At 65.0% G+C, this 18,573-nt stretch carries 19 protein-coding genes; 9 read left to right on the top strand and 10 right to left on the bottom strand.

Translation table 11 applies throughout. The annotated features are described in order from the left end of the window. Window positions 1-19 precede the first annotated feature (19 nt). Window positions 20-310, top strand: coding sequence for a muconolactone Delta-isomerase (catC, locus tag CI41S_RS21740; RefSeq protein WP_139861510.1), 291 nt, complete (start codon window positions 20-22; stop codon window positions 308-310). Window positions 311-336: 26 nt separating this feature from the next. On the opposite strand, the gene CI41S_RS21735 is transcribed toward catC, so the two are convergent. The 5 genes from CI41S_RS21735 to CI41S_RS21715 form a co-directional block, all read right to left on the bottom strand. Then, window positions 337-891 carry an outer membrane protein gene (locus tag CI41S_RS21735; RefSeq protein ID WP_430642084.1) on the bottom strand — a complete coding sequence of 185 codons (555 nt, stop codon included), beginning with the start codon at window positions 889-891 and terminating at the stop codon, window positions 337-339. A 309-nt stretch (window positions 892-1,200) separates the two neighbouring features. Next, a complete protein-coding gene (locus tag CI41S_RS21730; RefSeq protein ID WP_139861509.1) occupies window positions 1,201-1,773 on the bottom strand; it encodes a TIGR02281 family clan AA aspartic protease in 573 nt (190 codons plus the stop codon). Window positions 1,774-1,798: 25 nt separating this feature from the next. Continuing rightward, window positions 1,799-2,002, bottom strand: a complete 204-nt coding sequence (locus CI41S_RS21725) for a DUF1289 domain-containing protein (RefSeq protein ID WP_139861508.1) — start codon at window positions 2,000-2,002, stop codon at window positions 1,799-1,801. A gap of 62 nt (window positions 2,003-2,064) precedes the next feature. Further along, complete coding sequence (locus CI41S_RS21720; protein ID WP_139861507.1) at window positions 2,065-3,672, bottom strand: sensor histidine kinase; 1,608 nt, start codon at window positions 3,670-3,672, stop codon at window positions 2,065-2,067. Between the two features lie 232 nt (window positions 3,673-3,904). Further along, complete coding sequence (locus CI41S_RS21715; protein ID WP_139482668.1) at window positions 3,905-4,777, bottom strand: NAD(P)-dependent oxidoreductase; 873 nt, start codon at window positions 4,775-4,777, stop codon at window positions 3,905-3,907. A 200-nt stretch (window positions 4,778-4,977) separates the two neighbouring features. On the opposite strand from CI41S_RS21715, the gene CI41S_RS21710 reads away from it, so the two are divergent. The 5 genes from CI41S_RS21710 to CI41S_RS21690 all read left to right on the top strand — a co-directional run bounded on the left by CI41S_RS21710 (window position 4,978) and on the right by CI41S_RS21690 (window position 9,929). Beyond that, window positions 4,978-5,415: a VOC family protein gene (locus CI41S_RS21710; RefSeq protein ID WP_139861506.1), complete on the top strand. Its 438-nt coding sequence runs from the start codon at window positions 4,978-4,980 to the stop codon at window positions 5,413-5,415. Window positions 5,416-5,544: 129 nt separating this feature from the next. Further along, a complete protein-coding gene (locus tag CI41S_RS21705) occupies window positions 5,545-6,678 on the top strand; it encodes an Mrp/NBP35 family ATP-binding protein (RefSeq protein ID WP_139861505.1) in 1,134 nt (377 codons plus the stop codon). A gap of 158 nt (window positions 6,679-6,836) precedes the next feature. Further along, window positions 6,837-7,070, top strand: coding sequence for a hypothetical protein (locus tag CI41S_RS21700; protein WP_139482671.1), 234 nt, complete (start codon window positions 6,837-6,839; stop codon window positions 7,068-7,070). A gap of 374 nt (window positions 7,071-7,444) precedes the next feature. After that, window positions 7,445-8,533 (top strand): TRAP transporter substrate-binding protein, encoded by a 1,089-nt coding sequence (locus tag CI41S_RS21695; protein ID WP_139482672.1) that lies wholly within the window; start codon window positions 7,445-7,447, stop codon window positions 8,531-8,533. Window positions 8,534-8,840: 307 nt separating this feature from the next. Next, window positions 8,841-9,929, top strand: a complete 1,089-nt coding sequence (locus CI41S_RS21690) for a TRAP transporter substrate-binding protein (protein ID WP_139861504.1) — start codon at window positions 8,841-8,843, stop codon at window positions 9,927-9,929. 124 nt (window positions 9,930-10,053) lie between these two features. Here CI41S_RS21690 and CI41S_RS21685 read toward each other — a convergent pair whose 3' ends face one another. The 5 genes from CI41S_RS21685 to CI41S_RS21665 all read right to left on the bottom strand — a co-directional run bounded on the left by CI41S_RS21685 (window position 10,054) and on the right by CI41S_RS21665 (window position 15,246). Then, a complete protein-coding gene (locus CI41S_RS21685) occupies window positions 10,054-11,655 on the bottom strand; it encodes a TRAP transporter large permease (protein WP_139861503.1) in 1,602 nt (533 codons plus the stop codon). Further along, complete coding sequence (locus CI41S_RS21680; RefSeq protein ID WP_139482675.1) at window positions 11,652-12,191, bottom strand: TRAP transporter small permease subunit; 540 nt, start codon at window positions 12,189-12,191, stop codon at window positions 11,652-11,654. Before CI41S_RS21680 ends, CI41S_RS21685 begins: the two co-directional genes overlap by 4 nt. Window positions 12,192-12,529: 338 nt before the next feature. Next, window positions 12,530-13,564 carry a GTP 3',8-cyclase MoaA gene (gene moaA, locus CI41S_RS21675; protein ID WP_139861502.1) on the bottom strand — a complete coding sequence of 345 codons (1,035 nt, stop codon included), beginning with the start codon at window positions 13,562-13,564 and terminating at the stop codon, window positions 12,530-12,532. A gap of 360 nt (window positions 13,565-13,924) precedes the next feature. Continuing rightward, on the bottom strand, window positions 13,925-14,407 hold the full coding sequence (locus CI41S_RS21670) for a PEGA domain-containing protein (protein WP_139861501.1): 483 nt from the start codon (window positions 14,405-14,407) through the stop codon (window positions 13,925-13,927). 158 nt (window positions 14,408-14,565) lie between these two features. Continuing rightward, window positions 14,566-15,246: an HAD-IA family hydrolase gene (locus CI41S_RS21665; protein ID WP_139861500.1), complete on the bottom strand. Its 681-nt coding sequence runs from the start codon at window positions 15,244-15,246 to the stop codon at window positions 14,566-14,568. A 245-nt stretch (window positions 15,247-15,491) separates the two neighbouring features. Between CI41S_RS21665 and rpiA the strand changes: the two genes are divergently transcribed. The 3 genes from rpiA (at window position 15,492) to gor (ending at window position 18,514) form a co-directional block, all read left to right on the top strand. Next, window positions 15,492-16,190: a ribose-5-phosphate isomerase RpiA gene (gene rpiA / locus CI41S_RS21660; protein WP_139861499.1), complete on the top strand. Its 699-nt coding sequence runs from the start codon at window positions 15,492-15,494 to the stop codon at window positions 16,188-16,190. A gap of 23 nt (window positions 16,191-16,213) precedes the next feature. Further along, window positions 16,214-16,750 carry a DUF2059 domain-containing protein gene (locus CI41S_RS21655; protein ID WP_139861498.1) on the top strand — a complete coding sequence of 179 codons (537 nt, stop codon included), beginning with the start codon at window positions 16,214-16,216 and terminating at the stop codon, window positions 16,748-16,750. A 378-nt stretch (window positions 16,751-17,128) separates the two neighbouring features. Beyond that, the gene (gene gor, locus CI41S_RS21650; protein WP_139861497.1) at window positions 17,129-18,514 is read left to right on the top strand and encodes a glutathione-disulfide reductase; all 1,386 of its coding nucleotides are present in this window, start codon (window positions 17,129-17,131) and stop codon (window positions 18,512-18,514) included. Window positions 18,515-18,573 lie beyond the last annotated feature (59 nt).

Below are 18,573 nucleotides of genomic sequence, written 5' to 3'. Positions count from 1 at the left end.
TGGAGAAGGAGTTTTCGCCATGCTGTTCCACGTCGAGATGGATGTGCGGATTCCGCACGATCTTCCCGCCGAAAGGCTGGACGCGCTGAAGCAGGCCGAGCGTGTCAGGGCCATGGAGCTGCAACGCTCCGGCGCCTGGCGCCATCTGTGGCGGGTGGCCGGGCGCTATGCCAATGTCAGCATCTTCGACGTTTCAGGCGCGCAGGAGCTGCACGACATCCTGTCGAGCCTGCCGCTGTTTCAGTTCATGGAGATCGAGGTCACGCCGCTGTGCCGGCATCCGTCGTCGATCCACGAGGACGACCGGTAGCGAGCCGATCTGGGCGGGTCGGGGGCTCAGTATCTCCCCGCCACAGGCGCTCCGATTGTTCCGAATCGGAGGTTGAGCCCGACGCGCACGACGCTTGTGCGCTCCTGCACGTCCACGAATGCCGGCGGGAGCCCGGCCAACTGGGGAGCGAACGCGATCCGGTTGGTGGCGAAGTCGTAGTAGTTGTATTCGGCGAAAGCGGACAGATAATCCGTGAAAGCGTACTCGCCGCCGATACCGATGGTCCATCCCGGGTGTGTCGCGCGAGCCGCGTAGGCTGTGCCGAGAATCGTGGTTGTTGCCCAATACGCGTTGCGTTCCCAGGCGCCGCCTCCTCGCACATATCCGAGGAAGCGACCAAAGCTGTGGCCGATGCGGCCGGTGACTGATGCCAGCGCATCCACCCGGCTGTAATAGGCCACGCCCACCTCGCGCGCGCTGTCATGGCGACCGACCGCATCCGCCCAGGCGTAGTCGCCCTGCAGGCCGATCACGAAGCCGCCGGCAAACTGATAGTCGCATCCGGCCTGAACTCCGGCGATCCAGCTATTGGAGTCATGGCCGCCGAGCGACTCGCCCACGTGGGCGGCGCCGGACGTTCGCACAATCCAGTCCCTTTTTGAGGCGTCCAGCCCGCCCCCGTGACCGCCGGCGTGACAGCCAGTCCAGTTCCATGACGGGGCAGCGGGGGGCGGCGCTTTGATAGGAAGTCGCAAATCGGCAGCGATTGCGGGGCCCGCCAAGGCGGTGAGTGCCGCCACTCCGGAAAGCAATTTCCGCATGACCTTCATCCCGCATGATCCTGGAAGAAGCAACATGCGCCGAGTCTGCGGCGATGGCTGTAGCGGCCTCGCCACACCGCAACGCTCGTCTAAGGTGGGTACACGTGCTCAGTCGACGGCGGTGCGCGGACGGCGGTGGCGGCCCGTGGTGCTGATGCTGCCGGTGACATCGGGATAGCCGGTCAGCTGCAGCGTGTCGGCGCGCACGCCCCAGCTTTCGAGCCGGTCGAGAAAGCTCATGCCGAGCAGATTGGTCTTCATCTGGCCGCGCTGCACCACCAGCGCCGGCACCGATTTCTCGACCAGCTTGCCGACCGCGAGGCGGTCGAGCGTCAGCCGCGCCGCCTTGGTGTGGCCGCCGGCGGTTTCGAGATCGACATTGTATTCGAGCATCTCGATCGGCACGCCGATCGCCTTGGCGGTTTCCCAGGTCAGCACCACCGAGGTCGCGCCGGTGTCGATCACCATCGGCGCGCTGACGCCGTTGATCTTGGCGCGGAAGGCGAACTCGCCGCCCTGGCTGCGCGCGATCTGCACCGCGGGGGCGGGACCGGCGCTGCCGTGGCCGAAGATCTGCGAGATGTTTTCCCTGGCGCGCGCGATCTGCTGGGGATCGCCATAGGCAACCACGACGCCCGCGGTCGCCATCAGCAGCAGGATGACGAGGAGGATGCGGCTCACGGCGCGCCTCCCGCGGGAGTCTCGGTCAGGCGCGCTTCGGGCGCGGCTCGATACGCTGGAGCCCGGCCTCCGCCAACCGCGCCGGCAAGGTGGCCATCAGCGCCAGCCGTTCCGCGCTGTCCATCTTGTGCCAGCGCGCGATCTCCGGAAGCGTGCGGCCGCATCCGAAGCACAGCTTGGTTTTGGGGTCCATCATGCAGACTGCGATACACGGCGTCTCGAGGCTCATTCTTCAACTGTTGAACGGTTTCGGCGGCTTGCGCAAGCCGCCTGAACCGTCCGGACCATGCGCTACAACCCGGTCCCGGCACTCATGATCGACTTGCGGCGCACCCGCTTGCGGTCGGCGGTCGGCGCGGTCTCGATCGGTTCCGGCTGCATCGGCGGCGCTTCTTCCGCCATCGGCGCCAGCGCGCTCATCACGCGCTCCGGCGGGAAGGTGACGATCACCTCTGTGCCGATGCGCAGCTTGGATTTCAGCGTGAACGTGCCGCCATGCATGTCGATCAGGCTCTTGGCGATCGGCAGGCCGAGGCCCGCGCCCTGTTCCGCCGACTTGATCGAGTTGGAGCCCTGGCCGAACGAGGCCAGCACCACCGGGATCTCGTCCTCGGCGATGCCGCTGCCGGTGTCCTTGACGCTGAGATACTGCCCGCCGGACGCGGTCCAGCCGACCTTCAGCCAGATCTCGCCGCCCTGCGGGGTGAACTTGATCGAGTTCGAGAGCAGATTGAGCACGACCTGGCGCACCGCGCGCTCGTCGCCCCAGATCCTGGGCATGCCGTGCTCGAACACCTCGTGGATGGTGATGCCGCGGCTCGAGGCGCGCAGCTTTAACAGATGGTGGCAGTCGGCGACCACATGCACCAGCGCCACCGCCTCTTCGTTCAGCTCGTAGCGGCCGGCCTCGATCCGCGACAGATCGAGGATCTCGTTGATCAGATTGAGCAGGTGCACGCCGGAATTATGGATGTCGGCGGAATATTCCTTGTAGACCGCGACCGCATGGGCGCCGAAGATCTCGCTCTTCATCACCTCGGAGAAGCCGAGGATCGCGTTCAGCGGCGTGCGCAGCTCGTGGCTCATCTGGGCGAGGAAGCGCGATTTGGCGACATTGGCGGATTCGGCACGGTGCCGCGCCTCGTCGGAGATCGCCTTGGCCTGCTCGAGCTCGCCGATCAGCGCATCCTTCTCGGCGCGCGCCTCCAGCGTCGCCAGCGTGGTCGAGTGCAGGCGGTGCGCCAGCAGCGCAAAATAGCCTTCGGCGGCCAGCGCGAGCAGCGCCAGCACGTAATTGTCGAACGAGCCGGACAGCACGAGGTCGAGCGCGATCGCCACCGTCACCGGGACGGTGGCCGCGAGCGCCGCGATCGGCAGGCTCGCCGCCAGCATGCTGGAGACCGCGATCACCAGCAGCATCAAAAACATCATCAGCGTGTTGGAGGCGAGATCGCGGCCGGCGGGGTGGATCAGGATCGCGGTCCAGCACAGCCCGTAGAGCAGGTCGAGCAGCACGAAGCGGGTGCGCCATTTGCGGGTCATCGCGACCGAGGGCTGCTCGGCGAGGAAGCGGGAACAGCTGCGAATGATCGCGGCATGGACGCAGAGCATGCCGACCGTCCAGGCAGCGGCGATGATCGGCTGCATCCAGAGCAGGCCGAACAGCACGCCGGTCGCCACCACCAGCAGCATGACGACGTAGGAGGCCGATATCCGGGTCTGGGCGTATTGCCGGAGCAGCTCGGCGTCGAACGCCAGGCGGGTTCCACTGGTTGACGTTAACCGATCGCGCGCCTCACGCACCCGCTGTGCAGCGGCACGCCGGCTGCTCACCGGAGCGGCCAGTTGAGGTCCTGCCGGAAGCGCTACAACTTCAGGCTTTTCTGCGGGATCACTCATAAACAACACAAATCCTGCCCGCGAACCGCGCGGGCCTTTTGCATTGTCTATCTGTGACGCCAAATCATTAAGCGATGACTTAAAGAGCTAAAGAAACTCGTTAATGGGGGGTTAAATTAACGGTTTCGAATACCTCGCCCCGCTTGCACGGGAATCCAAAGACGTGGATGCCCGGGACAAGCCCGGGCATGACGAATTCTGAAGGATGACGGCCGGCCGAACTGCGAGCGAGTTACCGCTGCAGCCGGGCCATCAGGCTCGACGTATCCCAGCGCTTGCCTCCCATCTTCTCGACCTCGGCGTAGAACTGGTCGACCAGCGCGGTGACCGGGAGCGTGGCGCCGTTGCGGCGGGCTTCGGCCAGCGAGATCGAGAGATCCTTGCGCATCCATTCGACCGCGAAGCCGAAATCGTACTTGCCCTCGTTCATGGCCTTGTAGCGGTTCTCCATCTGCCAGGACTGCGCCGCGCCCTTGGAGATGGTTTCGATCACCGCTGTCACGTCGAGGCCGCTCTTCTTGGCGAAGTGGATGCCCTCGGAGAGGCCCTGCACCAGGCCGGCGATGCAGATCTGGTTGACCATCTTGGTCAGCTGGCCGGAGCCGGCGGGTCCAAGCAGCTTGCACATCCGCGCATAGGCGCTGTTGATGATCGGCTCGGCGCCGGCATAGGCGTCTTCGGTGCCGCCGCACATCACCGTCAGCACGCCGTTCTCGGCGCCGGCCTGGCCGCCGGACACCGGCGCGTCGACGAACTTGAAGCCGGCCTTGGTCGCGGCGGCATCGAGCTCGCGGGCGACCTCGGCGGAGGCGGTGGTGTGGTCGACGAAGGTCGCGCCCTTCTTCATGCCGGCGAAGGCGCCGTCGGGACCGATCGTGACCGCGCGCAGATCGTTGTCATTGCCGACGCAGCACATCACGAAATCCTGGCCCTCGGCGGCGGCCTTCGGCGTGCCTGCGGTCTTGCCGCCGAACTTGTCGGCCCAATCCTTCGCCTTCGCCGCGGTCCGGTTGTACACGGTGACCTCATGGCCGCCCTTTTTAACGAGATGGCCCGCCATCGGGAAACCCATCACGCCGAGACCGAGAAAAGCGACTTTAGCCATGTCTGCTACCTTATGGTTTGCCTTGATGATCGCCCCGCAACCCTAGGGCGGGCAGGGCATTTCTTTCATGGAGGGGAGCCGCACCATACCCCCTGTGCAGCGGAGGGCAACGGCTTCGTGGGATGGCAGGTCCAGCTTTTGTGCTAGGATCGGCTCACCGAAGGCCTTCAAAGAACTTCACAAAAAAGGGAGTGTTTCGCATGGGCATGAGCGTCGGTGTGCTCGATCATTTCAACATCCGGACCCGCAATCTCACCGATACGGTCCGGTTCTACGAGGATGTTCTCGGACTGGAGAAGGGGCCGCGGCCGAACTTTGCGTTCCCCGGAGCCTGGATGTACAGCGAGGGCAAGGCGGTGGTGCATCTGGTCGATATTTCCAAGACCGACGAGGCACAAAAGCCGGATTCCGGCGTCGTCCATCATGTCGCCTTCGCCAGCCACGGCTTTGCCGGGATGAAGCAGCGGCTGGAGTCCAAGGGCATGGAATACGACTCGCGCCAGGTTCCCGGCGGCGACCTCTGGCAGATCTTCGTCAACGACCCCAACGGGGTCATGATCGAGCTGAACTACGAGGCCGCCAAGGAAGAGGCGGGGGCGGCGCCGGCCGAGCGGCGGGACGACGTCGGAGCGAGGTAGCCTTTTGCGCTGCAACGCTCTAATGGGTCGTCTCCCGGGCATGATCCGGAAAAGTGTGAAGCGGTTTTCCGGCGCGACAAACGCGAAGCGTTTGCGCGGAGATCATGCCCCCTTAAGGAGAGAGATGCCGTGAGCGTGACGCAGCAACAGGTCCTCGATTGCCTTGCCAAGGTGATGTCGCCGCGCGGCACCGCCTTGACCAACGCCAACGTGCTGTCGGCGATCACGGTCACCGACGGCAAGGTGTTCTTCTCGATCAACGTCGATGCCGCTGAGGCCCGCGCCTGGGAGAGCGTGCGTGCGCAGGCCGAGAACGCGGTGCGCGCCATTCCCGGCGTCAGCGTCGCGATGATCGCGCTGACCGCCGAACGCAAGCCGGGCAGCGCCGCTGCGCCGCCGCCGCGCCCGGCCGGCGGGGTGCCCCCCGCGGCCGCGCACCGCCATCCGCCGCCGCCCGGCGCTACCTCGCCGATGGCCCGGCAGGCCGAAATTCCCGGCATCTCCGCCGTCATCGCGGTCGCCTCCGGCAAGGGCGGGGTCGGCAAGTCGACCACCGCGCTCAACCTTGCGCTCGGTCTGCGCGACCTCGGCCTGCGGGTCGGGCTGCTCGACGCCGACATCTACGGCCCGTCGGTGCCGCGGCTGACCGGCATTCACGAGAAGCCGCAGCTCAACGACGACAAGAAGATGATTCCGCTCAACCGATTTGGCCTCGCGATCATGTCGATCGGCTTCCTGGTCGAGGAGGAGACCGCGATGATCTGGCGCGGGCCGATGGTGATGTCGGCGATCACCCAGATGCTGCGCGACGTCGCCTGGGGCACGCTCGACGTGCTGGTGGTCGACATGCCGCCGGGCACCGGCGACGCCCAGCTGACGCTGGCGCAGAACGTCCCGCTGAAGGGCGCCGTCATCGTCTCGACCCCGCAGGACCTCTCGCTGATCGACGCGCGGCGCGGACTTGCGATGTTCAAGAAGGTCAACGTGCCGGTGCTCGGCATCGTCGAGAACATGAGCTACTTCCAGTGCCCGCATTGCGGCACCCGCTCGGACATTTTCGGCCATGGCGGCGCCCGCCACGAGGCCGAGCGGCTCGGGGTGCCGTTCCTCGGCGAAATCCCCCTGGATATCACGATCCGCACCACCTCGGATTCCGGTCATCCGGTGGTCGAGAGCGAGCCCGACGGCCCGCACGCGGCGATCTACCGGGCGATCGGCGCCAAGGTCCGCGAGCAGCTCAAGGGCGCGATTGCCGCCGCCTGAGGCCGTTCTTCACAGGACTGTCGCCCTGACCGATTGTCGGATCGCGTCCAGCCTGTATGCTGGCCCGGATACAGCCGAATCGCACCACGCCGTCCGTCAACCTTGACGAGGGCGATCGGTTAAGCCGAAACTGCCGAGAGACCGTAAGCGACGATCACATGGCACCGTCACCTGCAAAGAAGGAACGCCGCAAGCATCTGACGCGGGAGAAGCGCGAAGAGGCCTCGCGCCAGGCGTTCAACCTGATGAAGAAGTCCGACTCGATCGGCGAGGCTGCGGCGGCGATCGCGAAGATCTATGGCGTCAGCACCACGACCGCGCAAGGCTGGATCCGGCGCGGACGGTATCTGGTCGAAAAGGCCAAGAAGGCGCGAGAAGCGGCGAAGCGCTGACTGGCGCGGCCATGCGCCGCGCGCCACGGCGCCACGTGCCGTTGCATGATCGTATCCCCGTTGCACACGGCCATCCGTACCACCTCCGGTAACCTGGTGATGGTGTCGGACCGCCCGCACGTGGCGATTTATCGCGCCGCGCGCCGCGAGCAGTGCCAGGCGTCATCGTCGCGTTCCGAGCCGGTTTTTTCCGAGCCAATGCTGCACCATCAGACTTTCGTTTAATTGGCGCGGTCATGCCATTGTCGCGTTTCCGTGACGCCGCCTTCCGTGTTAAAGGGCCGAGCCAGAGCGCCCCGGCATCACCTTCGTGGAATCGCCGGAGGACATGCTTGCAGTTACTGGGAAACGCCCCCTCAAGGAGAAGCCTTACGATGAAGCGTCGTGATTTTCTGAAAGTTTCTGCGGCCGGTGCTGCCGCGACGGCCGTTGCCGCGCCGGCGATCGCGCAGTCCTCTCCCGAAGTGAAGTGGCGCCTGACCTCGAGCTTCCCGAAGTCGCTTGACACCATCTATGGCGGTGCGGTCGAGGTGGCGAAGTACGTCGCCGAAATGACTGACAACAAGTTCCAGATCCAGGTGTTCGCGGCGGGCGAAGTCGTCCCCGGCCTGCAGGCGCTGGACGCGACCTCCAACGGCACCGTCGAAATGTCGCACACGGTCGCCTACTACTATGTCGGCAAGGATCCGACCTTCGCGATCTATTCGTCGGTCCCGTTCGGCCTCAATGCCCGCATGCAGAATTCCTGGTGGTACCAGGGCGGCGGTGAGGCACTCGGCAACGAGTTCTTCAAGAAGTTCGGCGTTATCGGTTTCCCGACCGGCAACACCGGCACCCAGATGGGCGGCTGGTTCCGCAAGGAGATCAAGACCGTCGCCGACATGTCCGGCCTCAAGATGCGCATCGGCGGCATCGCCGGCCAGGTGCTGCAGAAGGTCGGCGTGGTGCCGCAGCAGCTCGCCGGCGGCGACATCTATCCGGCGCTGGAGAAGGGCACCATCGACGCCGCCGAGTGGGTCGGTCCTTACGACGACGAGAAGCTCGGCTTCCAGAAGGTCGCGAAGTACTACTACTATCCGGGCTTCTGGGAAGGCGGTCCGACCGTGCACTCCTTCGTCAATCTGGAGAAGTGGAACGCGCTGCCGAAGAACTACCAGGCGATCCTGACCAACGCCTGCGCCAACGCCAACAGCTGGATGGCCGCGCGCTACGACATGCAGAACCCGTCGGCGCTGAAGCGTCTGGTGGCCGGCGGCACGCAGCTGCGCCCGTTCACCACCGAAGTGCTCGAGGCCTGCTTGAAGGCGACCAACGAGCTGTGGAGCGAGATCTCGGGCAAGAACCCCGACTTCAAGAAGTCGATCGAGGCGATGCAGGCCTACCGCTCCGACCAGTATCTGTGGTGGCAGGTCGCCGAATACACCTTCGACAGCTTCATGATCCGCTCGCGCACGCGCGGCTGATCGGCACCGCGAAGCGGACCAGCGTTCGCGTGAAGAGAACGCAGCACGACAATCCAAGGCTTTGGGTCTGATCTAGTCGGAGCCAAAGCTAAAGTGTTCGACTTAAGTAGCCCGGCCCTCGCGAGACGGCCGGGCTTTTTGCGTCTGGCATTCAAGTGAGGGATGCTCCATGCTCGCCGCCAAGCCTCGGCACAGGGGCGGACGCACAGATCACTCACTGATCGTGACGGCCAAGAAAAGCGAGCGCGACAATAATAATCGGTCGCCGCTTCAAACAACACGACCAACAACCAGGGCAGGAATAATTATGAAACGAAGAGACTTCATCAAGGTCACCGGTTTAGGCGTCGCAGGTGCGGCGACGGTGGCGGCGCCGGCGATCGCGCAGTCGATGCCGGAAATCAAATGGCGCATGACGACAAGCTGGCCGAAGACACTCGACACCATCCATGGCGGCGCCGAGATGATGGCCAAGGCGGTGGGCGAGGCGACGGACGGCAAATTCCAGATCCAGACCTTTGCCGCCGGCGAGATCGTGCCCGGCCTGCAGGTGCTCGACGCCGTGCAGAACGGCACGGTGGAGATGGGCCACACCGCTTCCTACTATTATTTCGGCAAGGACCCGGCCTTCACCTTCGGCTCGTCGATCCCGTTCGGACCGAACGCGCGCCTCAACCAGGCCTGGTACATGCTGGGCGGCGGCAAGGATCTGCTCAACGCATTCTACAAGAACTACAACGTCACCTCGCTGCTCGCCGGCAACACCACCTGTCAGATGGGCGGCTGGTTCCGCAAGGAGATCAACACCGTCGACGATCTCAAGGGACTGAAATTCCGCATCGGCGGGTTCGCCGGCCGCGTCATGCAGAAGCTCGGCTGCGTGCCGCAGCAGCTCGCCGGCGGCGACATCTATCCGGCGCTGGAGAAGGGCACCATCGACGCCGCGGAATGGGTCGGCCCCTATGACGACGAGAAGCTCGGCCTGCACAAGGTCGCGCCGCATTACTACTATCCGGGCTGGTGGGAAGGTGGCCCGATGCTGCTGGCGATGATCAACCTCGAGAAGTGGAACGCGTTGCCGAAGCACTATCAGAACATCCTCGAGCAGGCCGGTCACCTGGCCAACAACTGGATGATGGCGAAATACGACAGCGTGAATCCGACCGGGCTGAAGAAGTTGCTGGCCGGCGGCGCCAAGCTGCACGCGTTCTCGCCGCCGATCATGGAGGCGAGCTTCAAGGCGGCGCGGGAGCTGCACGCCGAGGTCGCAGCCGGCAATCCCACCTTCAAGGCGCTGCTGGAGTCGCTGACGGCCTATTCCAGCAACGGCTATCAGTGGTTCCAGGTCGCCGAAGTCGGCTACGACAATTTCATGGCGCGTCACGCGCAGATTTGATCACGGCCAGCCGACGGCGGAGCCATCTTCGCCGCCGCCTGCAAACCGCATCGCGCGTGCGACATCAAACAAAAAACCCCGGAGCCTGGGCTCCGGGGTTTTTTCGTCTCCGCTGCAAGCCGGGCTACTGCTTCGGCTGGCCGAAATCGAGCGGCGGCAGCTCGATTTGCGGCACATCGATCTTGACCTTGTCGAGGTCGACGTTGAGCGGCTTGTCGAGCAGTCCGGTGACGACGACCGGGAACGCGATCACCAGCGCGACCATGATCGCCTGCAGGCCGATCCAGGGCATCGCGCCCCAATAGATGTCGGAGCTCTTCACCTCGCGCGGCGCCACGCCGCGCAGGTAGAACAGCGCGAAGCCGAACGGCGGATGCAGGAACGAGGTCTGCATGTTGACGCACAGCATGACGCCGAACCAGATCAGCGCGGCATCGGCGCCGACCACCGGCGTCAGGATCTTCTGCGCGATCGGCGCGATCATCGGCAGGATGATGAACGCGATCTCGAAGAAGTCGAGGAAGAACGCCAGGAAGAAGATGAACAGGTTGATGAAGATCAGGAAGCCCCAGACGCCGCCAGGCAGCGAGGTCAACAGGTGCTCCAGCCAGGTGCCGCCGGAGACGCCGAGGAACACCACCGAGAAGCAGGTCGAGCCGATCAGGATGAAGGTGACCATGCAGGTGATGCGCATGGTGGTCTCGTAGCCCTGCTTGATCAGGTCGCGCAGGTCGGGAATTCTCACCGCCTCGAGGCAGATCCAGACGATCGCAAGATAGGTGACGGCATAGGCGAGCTTGAAGACCAGGTTCTCGCTGTAGAGGATCGCGACGATGGTGCCGATGCCTGCGGCGATGACGCCCGCGATCAGCACCTTGTTGCCGGTGGCGCTGAAATCCTTGTGGTGGATCGCAGCCAGCACCATGGCGCCGACCGCACCCATCGCGCCGGCCTCGGTCGGGGTCGCAAGGCCCATCATCATGGTGCCGAGCACGACGAAGATCAGCACCGCGGAGGGGATGATGCCGAGCAGGCACTTCTTCCACAGCGCCCAGCCGGTCAGCGTGCGCGCTTCCAGCGGCACCGCGGGCACGTGGCTCGGCTTGAAGATGCCGAGCAGGAAGGTGTAGCCGGCGAACAGCATGATCTGGAACACCGACGGGCCCCAGGCGCCGAGATACATGTCGCCGACCGACTTGCCGAGCTGGTCGGCGAGCACGATCAGCACCAGCGACGGCGGCACCAGCTGGGTGATGGTGCCGGAGGCGGCGAGCACGCCGGTGATGTAGCGGATGTTGTAGCCGTAGCGGATCATCACCGGCATCGAGATCAGCGCCATGGCGATGACCTGCGCCGCCACCGTGCCGGTGATGGCGCCGAGGATGAAGCCGACGATGATCACGGAATAGCCGAGGCCGCCACGGATCGGGCCGAACAGCTGGCCCATCGAATCCAGCATGTCCTCGGCGAGCCCGCATCGTTCCAATATCGCGCCCATGAAGGTGAAGAACGGGATCGCGAGCAGCAGCTCGTTGGAGAGCACGCTGCCGAAGATGCGGCCCGGGATCGCCTGCAGGAAGTTGAGGTCAAAGAAGCCGAGCCAGATCGAGAGGAACCCGAACGACAGGCCGACCGCGGCCAGCGTGAACGCCACCGGATAGCCGATCAGCATCGCAATGATCAGGCCGCCGAACATCAAGGGCGGCATCATCTCCAGCGTGATCATTGCGTCGGCCTCTCATACTTGGCGTCGATCGTCACATAGCCCTCCAGTGCGGCGATCCGCTTGATCACCTCGGAGACGCCTTGCAGCGCCAGCATGACGAAGCCGGCCGGGATCACGAACTTGATCGGCCAGCGCAACAGGCCGCCGGCATTGCCGCTCATCTCGCCGACCGCATAGGCCTGGTAGAAGAACGGCCACGACAGATAGGCGAGCAGCAGGCAGGCCGGGATCAGGAAGCACAGCGTGCCGATCAGATCGAGGATCAGCTGGCCGCGCTCCGACAGCATCAGATAGAGGATCTCGACCCGGACATGCTCGTTGCGCTTGAAGGTGTAGGAGGCGCCGAACATCACCAGGATGGCGAACATGTACCACTGCGCCTCGAGCCAGCCGTTCGAGGAGTAGGAGAAGGCGTAGCGGATCATCGCATTGCCGGCGCTGACCAGGCAGGAGATCAACACCAGCAGGTTGCAGATATAGCCGATCTTCTCGTTGAGTCGGTCGATGGCCTGACTTAGTGCCAACAATGGGCGCATCACGATCTCCGCGGCCGCGCATGCTGCGCGCCGAACATCTGTCCAAGCATCATCTGGCCGCCGCGCGCATGCGCACGGAGCCACGGCTCACTTTCAGGAGCAGTTGCAAAACGGTCGTCCTCCCCCGAAATCCGCTTCCGCCGTTCTTGGCTGCCGGATCGTCGGCAGCAGCCGACGGGGGCAGCGGCCTATCCGGCCAGACTAGCGTGAAAGCTGGGGCACCATTTCAGCGCCGTGTGACGCCGTCAATCGGAAAATGGGCAAATTGACGCGGCAACAAACTGTTGTCCCGCCTTGGTAAATCGGGGAGGGCCACGGCGTCCGGGGAGTTACGGAGATTAGCCCCCGGTGACGCTCATATGGCGGCTGACGCTCGGGCGATTGTGGCGGCGGTCGATGATGAAATCGTGCCCCTTGGGCTTCAGCCCGATGGCGCGGTCGATCGTGGCCGACAACAGGCCATTGTCCTCCGAGGCGCGCAGCGGCCGGCGCAGGTCGGAGGCGTCCTCATGGCCGAGGCAGGTGTGCAGCGTTCCGGTGCAGGTGATCCGCACCCGGTTGCAGGACTCGCAGAAATTGTGGGTCATCGGGGTGATGAAGCCGAGTTTGCCGCCGGTCTCGGCGACCCGGACATAGCGGGCGGGGCCGCCGGTGTTGTCGTCGAGATCGGTCAGCGTGTAGTGCTTCTCGAGCCGGGCGCGCAACAGCGACAGCGGCACGTACTGATCGATCCGGCCGGCGCCGATGTCGCCCATCGGCATCACCTCGATCAGGGTCAGTCCCATACCCTTGCCGTGCGCCCACTGCATCAGCGCCGGGATCTCGTCCTCGTTCAGGTTCTTCAGCGCGACCGCGTTGATCTTCACCGCGAGCCCGGCTGCCTGCGCCGCTTCGATGCCCGAAAACACCTTGTCGATGTCGCCCCAGCGGGTGATGGCGCGGAATTTTTCGGCATCGAGCGTGTCGAGCGAGACGTTGACACGGCGCACGCCGCAATCGGCCAGTTCCTGGGCGAAGCGCGCCAGCTGCGAGCCGTTGGTGGTCAGCGTAAGCTCGTCGAGCGCGCCGGTCGACAGATGCCGCGACAGCGAGCGCACCAGGCTCATCACGTTGCGGCGGACCAGCGGCTCGCCGCCGGTGAGGCGGATCTTGCGCACGCCCTTGGCGACGAAGGCCGAGCAGAGCCGGTCGAGCTCTTCCAGGGTCAGCAGGTCGGCCTTCGGCAGGAAGGTCATGTCCTCCGACATGCAATAGAAGCAGCGCAGGTCGCAGCGATCGGTGACGGAGACGCGCAGATAGCGGATGGTCCGGCCGAACGGGTCGATCATCGGACGAAACAGCGTGTCAGGATGCGCTTGCGTGGATCCGTTCATTCAACTCGGGCCTTCGACTTGGGTCTTGGACTTGGGTCTTGCGATTGTTCCCCGTGCGCCGGCGCCGCTGACGGCATCGACGTCAGACAATGTATGCATGTTGGCGGGTTGTCACAATGCGTTCCAAAGCATGATCTGCAGCATGCAAAGCCGCGCTGACACGATAGGCGAGGCGCATCGCGCGATGCGAGAACCTGATCGGCGAAGTGCTTGAGCACAAATGCGAGCCCGGCGTCCGGCCGGGCTCTTGTGCAGTGCAAATCGAGCGATCGCGCTAGCGCCGCTCTCCACCTCTCCCCGCATCCGCCTTCGCCCGAAGGCGGGCTTCGGCGGACAAGAGAGCGGGGCGAGGGGGAACTGCTAGCGCGACGGCGCGGCAGCCGGCGGCGGCGCGTTCGGATCGGGGAACGCCGAGGCGGGGGCGGCGGCAGGGGCTGCCGCGGCGGCCGGCTTCGGCTTCTTCTTTGGCCGGATCGGCTTGCGCGCCGCGCGCGGCGGCGGGCCGGCCGGCTGCAATTCGGCGAACACCGGGCTCGGATCGAGCGTCGTGGTGGCCGGGCTGGTGAAGTCGCCCGGCACGCGGGTGACCGTCACCGGCACATTCGCCGGCTGGTATTTCGGCAGGTTGAAGGTGACGGAGAAATTGGTCTCCGGCGTCGGGATCGACACCGTGCACGGCGTCTTGCAGCCCGGCCCGAGCGAGGTCACGGCGTCAGCCCCCGGCGGCGCCGAATCGAGCTGGACCTGCATCGGCGGCGGCGCCGACTTGAACGAATCCAATGAAAAGGAAGAGCAGCCCGCCAGACCCAGTCCGGCGGCCGCAATCACGATGACACGACGCATGATCCACACTCACCTGCGGCTATCAGCCACAATCCCCGGCGCGACCATATGGGCGTCGGAACAGGGGCGCAACAGCGCGGGCCCTGCTCGTTAAAGGATGGTTAACGGCAAAATGCATGGCAATATAATACCAAGCGATATCAAAGGTTTGTGAAATATTAGTCGGCGGCGAGGCTGGCTACGGCGGCCGGCAGATCGCGCATATGGCCGATCAGCCGGTCCGGCTTCAGCTCCGCCATCGGCACGTCGGTATAGCCGAAATCGACTCCGATCACCGGGACCTGGGCGCGCCGCGCCACCCCGACATCGGTGCCGGCATCGCCGACCATGATGGCGCCCGGCAGCCGGCCGCCGGCGCGGGCCACGGTCTCGCGCAGGAATGCCGGGTCCGGCTTCGCCACGCCGAAGGTGTCGGCGCCGCAGATCGCGGCAAAGCGCGACGTCAATGCGAGGCGGTCGAGCAGCAGCTTCGACAGCCATTCCAGCTTGTTGGTGCAGACCGCAAAGCGGTGGCCCTGCGCCTCGAGCTGGTCGAGTGCGGTCTCCAGCCCGTCGAACGGGCGCGAGCCGTCGGCGATGTGGTCGGCGTAATAATCGACGAAGTCCCGGGTCAAGCGGTCGAGGTCGGCGACGCTGACCGCGCGGCCCTCCACCTCCAGCCCGCGCTCGAGCAGCTTGCGGGCGCCGGCACCGATCATGTTGCGCGCGGCCGCGAGCGGCACCGGCCGCAGGCCCTCGCGCGCAAGCACATAATTGAGCGCGCTGATCAGATCGGGCGCGGTATCGACCAGCGTACCGTCGAGATCGAACACGATGATGGGGGGAGAAGCGGCGGGCATAACGTCTTTGGCTATCGATGATGGAGGCTGCTGGCAAGGCCTCCCGTACAGTTCCGGACACCGCTTCATTTCTTGCGGTCCGGTGCAGTCGTTCTCGGCGCTTCAGCACTGGAAAAAGGTCTGAAACATCGTCGCAAAAGCCTCGATTCATGCCTATTCCTGCCCGCAAAACGACGCTAGATATGCGCCCGCCGGGCGGGCCGATCGGGGCCTCCGGGGCGGCGCGCAAGCGGGGGAACTCGTCGGTGGACATGGACGCATTGAAACGCCAGGCGGCAGCGCGCGCGCTCGAAGAGGTCCGCGACGGCATGAAGCTCGGGCTCGGCACCGGCTCGACGGCCAAGCATTTCGTCGAACTGCTCGGCGAGAAGGTCCAGGCCGGCATGAAGGTCGTGGGCGTGCCGACCTCGGAAGCCACCAAGGCGGATGCGATCCGCTGCGGCGTGCCGCTGACCACGCTCGACGAGGTCGACCATCTCGACCTCACGATCGACGGCGCCGACGAGATCGACGCCGATCTCAATTTGATCAAGGGCGGCGGCGGCGCGCTGCTGCGCGAGAAGATCGTAGCTAGCGCGAGCGATCGCATGATCGTGATTGCCGACGACAGCAAATGGGTCGATGCGCTCGGCCGCTTCCCGCTGCCGGTCGAGGTGATCCCGTTCGGGCTCGCGGCCACGCAGGCGGCGATGGCGCGGGCGTTCGCGCAGGCCGGCGTGTCCGGCCAGATGGTGATCCGCAAGGCCAAGGAAGGTCACGCTTTTGTCACCGACGGCGGCCACTGGATCGTCGATGCGCATCTTGGCCGGATCGGCGATCCGCCGCGTCTGGCGGGGTTGCTCAGCGTCATTCCAGGCGTGGTCGAGCATGGCCTGTTCATTGGGCTCGCGAGCCGCGCCGTGCTGGCCGGCGCGCAGGGAATTCGGGTTGTTGAACGGCGATGACGCCGCAAGCAAGGAGACTTGGAATGAAGCGTTTCTCGGGACTTTTGTCGGCTGCCGCGCTTGCGGCCGGATTGGCGTTTTCGGCCGCGCCGGCGATGGCGCAACAGCAGCCGCTGCCCGAAATGCCCAAGGTCAAGCAGTCGACCCCGGCAGCGATCGCGGCCGCCAAGGAAATCCTGGCGATGAAGAACGTGTCGGTGATGTATGCCGGCGCGGTTGCCGGCATCATCGAGAAGACCAAGACCGGCCTGCTGCAGCAGAACCTGAACTTCCAGAAGGACCTCAACGAGGTCGCTGTGGTGATCGCCAAGCAGTTCGGCGGCAGCGAGAAGGAGATCGGCGAGGGCATGGCGCAGATCTACGCCGCCGAGTTCACCGAGAAGGAGCTGCAGGACCTGGTGGCGTTCTACAAGACGCCGCTCGGTGACAAGCTCCTGAAGGCGGAGCCCGCGGCCATCAATGGCTCGCTGCAATATATGCAGCAGTGGGCGCAGCAGTTCGGCGTGATCATCAATAACCAGTTCAAGGCCGAGATGAAGAAGCGCGGCAAGGATATCTGAGCCTGCCTAGCCACCTCGCCCCGCTTGCGGGGAGAGCATAGGCCGCCTTTGGCGGCCGTTCTTGAAGAATGCCGAAGCAGAGCTTCGGCTGTGTGCGAAGCAATCCGGGTGAGGGGGACTCTCCGCAGGGGGAATCGCGGAGACAGCCCCTTACCCCGACCCTCTCCCCGCAAGGGCGAGGGAGCAGAAAGAGTTGCGTAGCCCGGATTGCGCGTCACGGCGTAACAATAGCGACGCAGCAGCGAAACTTCGGCGGTGTGCGGGGTGAAAGGGCCTCGCCGCGAGATTATCTTGCGGAGATGCACCACACACCCCAACCCTCCGAGGAGCAGGCCTCGCTCGTGCCGGCACCGGGCGAGGGAGCACAGAGAGGTTACCATGGCCGAGTATGACGTTGACCTGTTTGTCATCGGTGGCGGTTCGGGCGGGGTCCGTGCCGCCCGCATCGCCGCCGGCTATGGTGCCAGGGTCGTGGTCGCCGAAGAGTACCGGATGGGCGGCACCTGCGTGATCCGCGGCTGCGTGCCGAAGAAGCTGTTCGTGATCGGCAGCCATGTCCACCAGGAGATCGAGGACGCCGCCGGCTTCGGCTGGAGCATCGGCAATGTTTCGCTCGACTGGGCGAAGCTGGTCGCCAACAAGGACAAGGAAATCGCCCGCCTCGAGGGCGCCTACACCACCAATGTCGAAAAATCCGGCGCCCGCATCGTCAAGACCCGCGCCGTGCTCGAGGACGCCCACACCATCCGCCTCGGCACCGGCGAGACAGTGACGGCAAAGTACATTTTGATCGCGACCGGCGGTGCGCCCAATCACGGTCCGGCGATTCCCGGCATCGAGCACGTGATCTCCTCCAACGAGGCGTTTCACCTCAAGGAGCTGCCGAAGCGAATCGTGATCCAGGGCGGCGGCTACATCGCGCTGGAATTCGCCGGCATCTTCGCCGGCTACGGCTCCGACGTCACGGTGGTCTATCGTGGCGAGAACATTTTGCGCGGTTTCGACGAGGACGTGCGCAAGCATGTGCGCGCCGAGATGGAGAAGCGCGGCATCACCATCATCACCGGCTGCACGGTGACCAAGGTTGACAAGCACGGCCGTGACTTCACCTCACATCTGTCCGGCGGCTCCAGCATCGCCTCCGACCAGGTGATGTTCGCGATCGGCCGCCATCCCAATGTCGCCAATCTCGGGCTCGAGACCGCGGGCGTCGCGATCAACCCGGCCAATGGCGGCATCCAGGTCGACGGCTGGTCCAAGACCTCGGCCGACAACATCTATGCGATCGGCGACGTCACCCATCGCACCAATCTGACGCCGGTCGCGATCCGCGAGGGCCACGCCTTCGCCGACACCGTGTTCGGCAAGCGCCCGGTGCAGGTCGATCATGCGATGATCCCGACCGCGGTGTTCTCGCAGCCCGAGGTCGGCACCGTCGGCCTCACGGAGGAGGAGGCGCGGGCGCAGTTTTCCCACATCGATGTCTACAAGGCCGATTTCCGCCCGATCAAGGCGACGATGTCCGGCCGCGACACCCGCGTCCTGATGAAGCTCGTGGTCGACGGCTTGAGCGACCGCGTGCTCGGCTGCCACATCGTCGGCGACTGCGCCGCCGAGATCACCCAGGCGGTCGCGATCGCCGTGAAGATGAAGGCGACCAAGGCCGATTTCGATGCCACCGTCGCGCTGCATCCGACCGCGTCCGAAGAGCTGGTGACGATGCGTACCCCGACCGCCCGCCACGTGCGGCAGGCGGCGGAGTAGGGGCGACCCTCATCGACACCCACGTCGGCAGCAGGCGACCTGGAGAGTCTATCCAGTCG

It is taken from the genome of Bradyrhizobium ivorense (assembly GCF_900696085.1).
Lineage (GTDB): Bacteria > Pseudomonadota > Alphaproteobacteria > Rhizobiales > Xanthobacteraceae > Bradyrhizobium > Bradyrhizobium ivorense.
Note: the sequence above shows the minus strand (reverse complement) of the source record. Positions and strands in the feature narration are given on the sequence as shown.

Bases quoted from the DNA above. Each gene is read 5' to 3' on its own strand.
- CI41S_RS21710 (WP_139861506.1), top strand. From the start codon at position 4,978: ATGGGCATGAGCGTCGGTGTGCTCGATCATTTCAACATCCGGACCCGC.
- moaA (WP_139861502.1), bottom strand. From the start codon at position 13,564: ATGAACGGATCCACGCAAGCGCATCCTGACACGCTGTTTCGTCCGATG.
- CI41S_RS21690 (WP_139861504.1), top strand. From the start codon at position 8,841: ATGAAACGAAGAGACTTCATCAAGGTCACCGGTTTAGGCGTCGCAGGT.
- catC (WP_139861510.1), top strand. From the start codon at position 20: ATGCTGTTCCACGTCGAGATGGATGTGCGGATTCCGCACGATCTTCCC.
- gor (WP_139861497.1), top strand. From the start codon at position 17,129: ATGGCCGAGTATGACGTTGACCTGTTTGTCATCGGTGGCGGTTCGGGC.
- CI41S_RS21665 (WP_139861500.1), bottom strand. From the start codon at position 15,246: ATGCCCGCCGCTTCTCCCCCCATCATCGTGTTCGATCTCGACGGTACG.
- CI41S_RS21685 (WP_139861503.1), bottom strand. From the start codon at position 11,655: ATGATCACGCTGGAGATGATGCCGCCCTTGATGTTCGGCGGCCTGATC.
- CI41S_RS21670 (WP_139861501.1), bottom strand. From the start codon at position 14,407: ATGCGTCGTGTCATCGTGATTGCGGCCGCCGGACTGGGTCTGGCGGGC.
- CI41S_RS21720 (WP_139861507.1), bottom strand. From the start codon at position 3,672: ATGAGTGATCCCGCAGAAAAGCCTGAAGTTGTAGCGCTTCCGGCAGGA.
- CI41S_RS21655 (WP_139861498.1), top strand. From the start codon at position 16,214: ATGAAGCGTTTCTCGGGACTTTTGTCGGCTGCCGCGCTTGCGGCCGGA.
- CI41S_RS21695 (WP_139482672.1), top strand. From the start codon at position 7,445: ATGAAGCGTCGTGATTTTCTGAAAGTTTCTGCGGCCGGTGCTGCCGCG.
- CI41S_RS21715 (WP_139482668.1), bottom strand. From the start codon at position 4,777: ATGGCTAAAGTCGCTTTTCTCGGTCTCGGCGTGATGGGTTTCCCGATG.
- CI41S_RS21700 (WP_139482671.1), top strand. From the start codon at position 6,837: ATGGCACCGTCACCTGCAAAGAAGGAACGCCGCAAGCATCTGACGCGG.
- CI41S_RS21725 (WP_139861508.1), bottom strand. From the start codon at position 2,002: ATGAGCCTCGAGACGCCGTGTATCGCAGTCTGCATGATGGACCCCAAA.
- CI41S_RS21680 (WP_139482675.1), bottom strand. From the start codon at position 12,191: ATGCGCCCATTGTTGGCACTAAGTCAGGCCATCGACCGACTCAACGAG.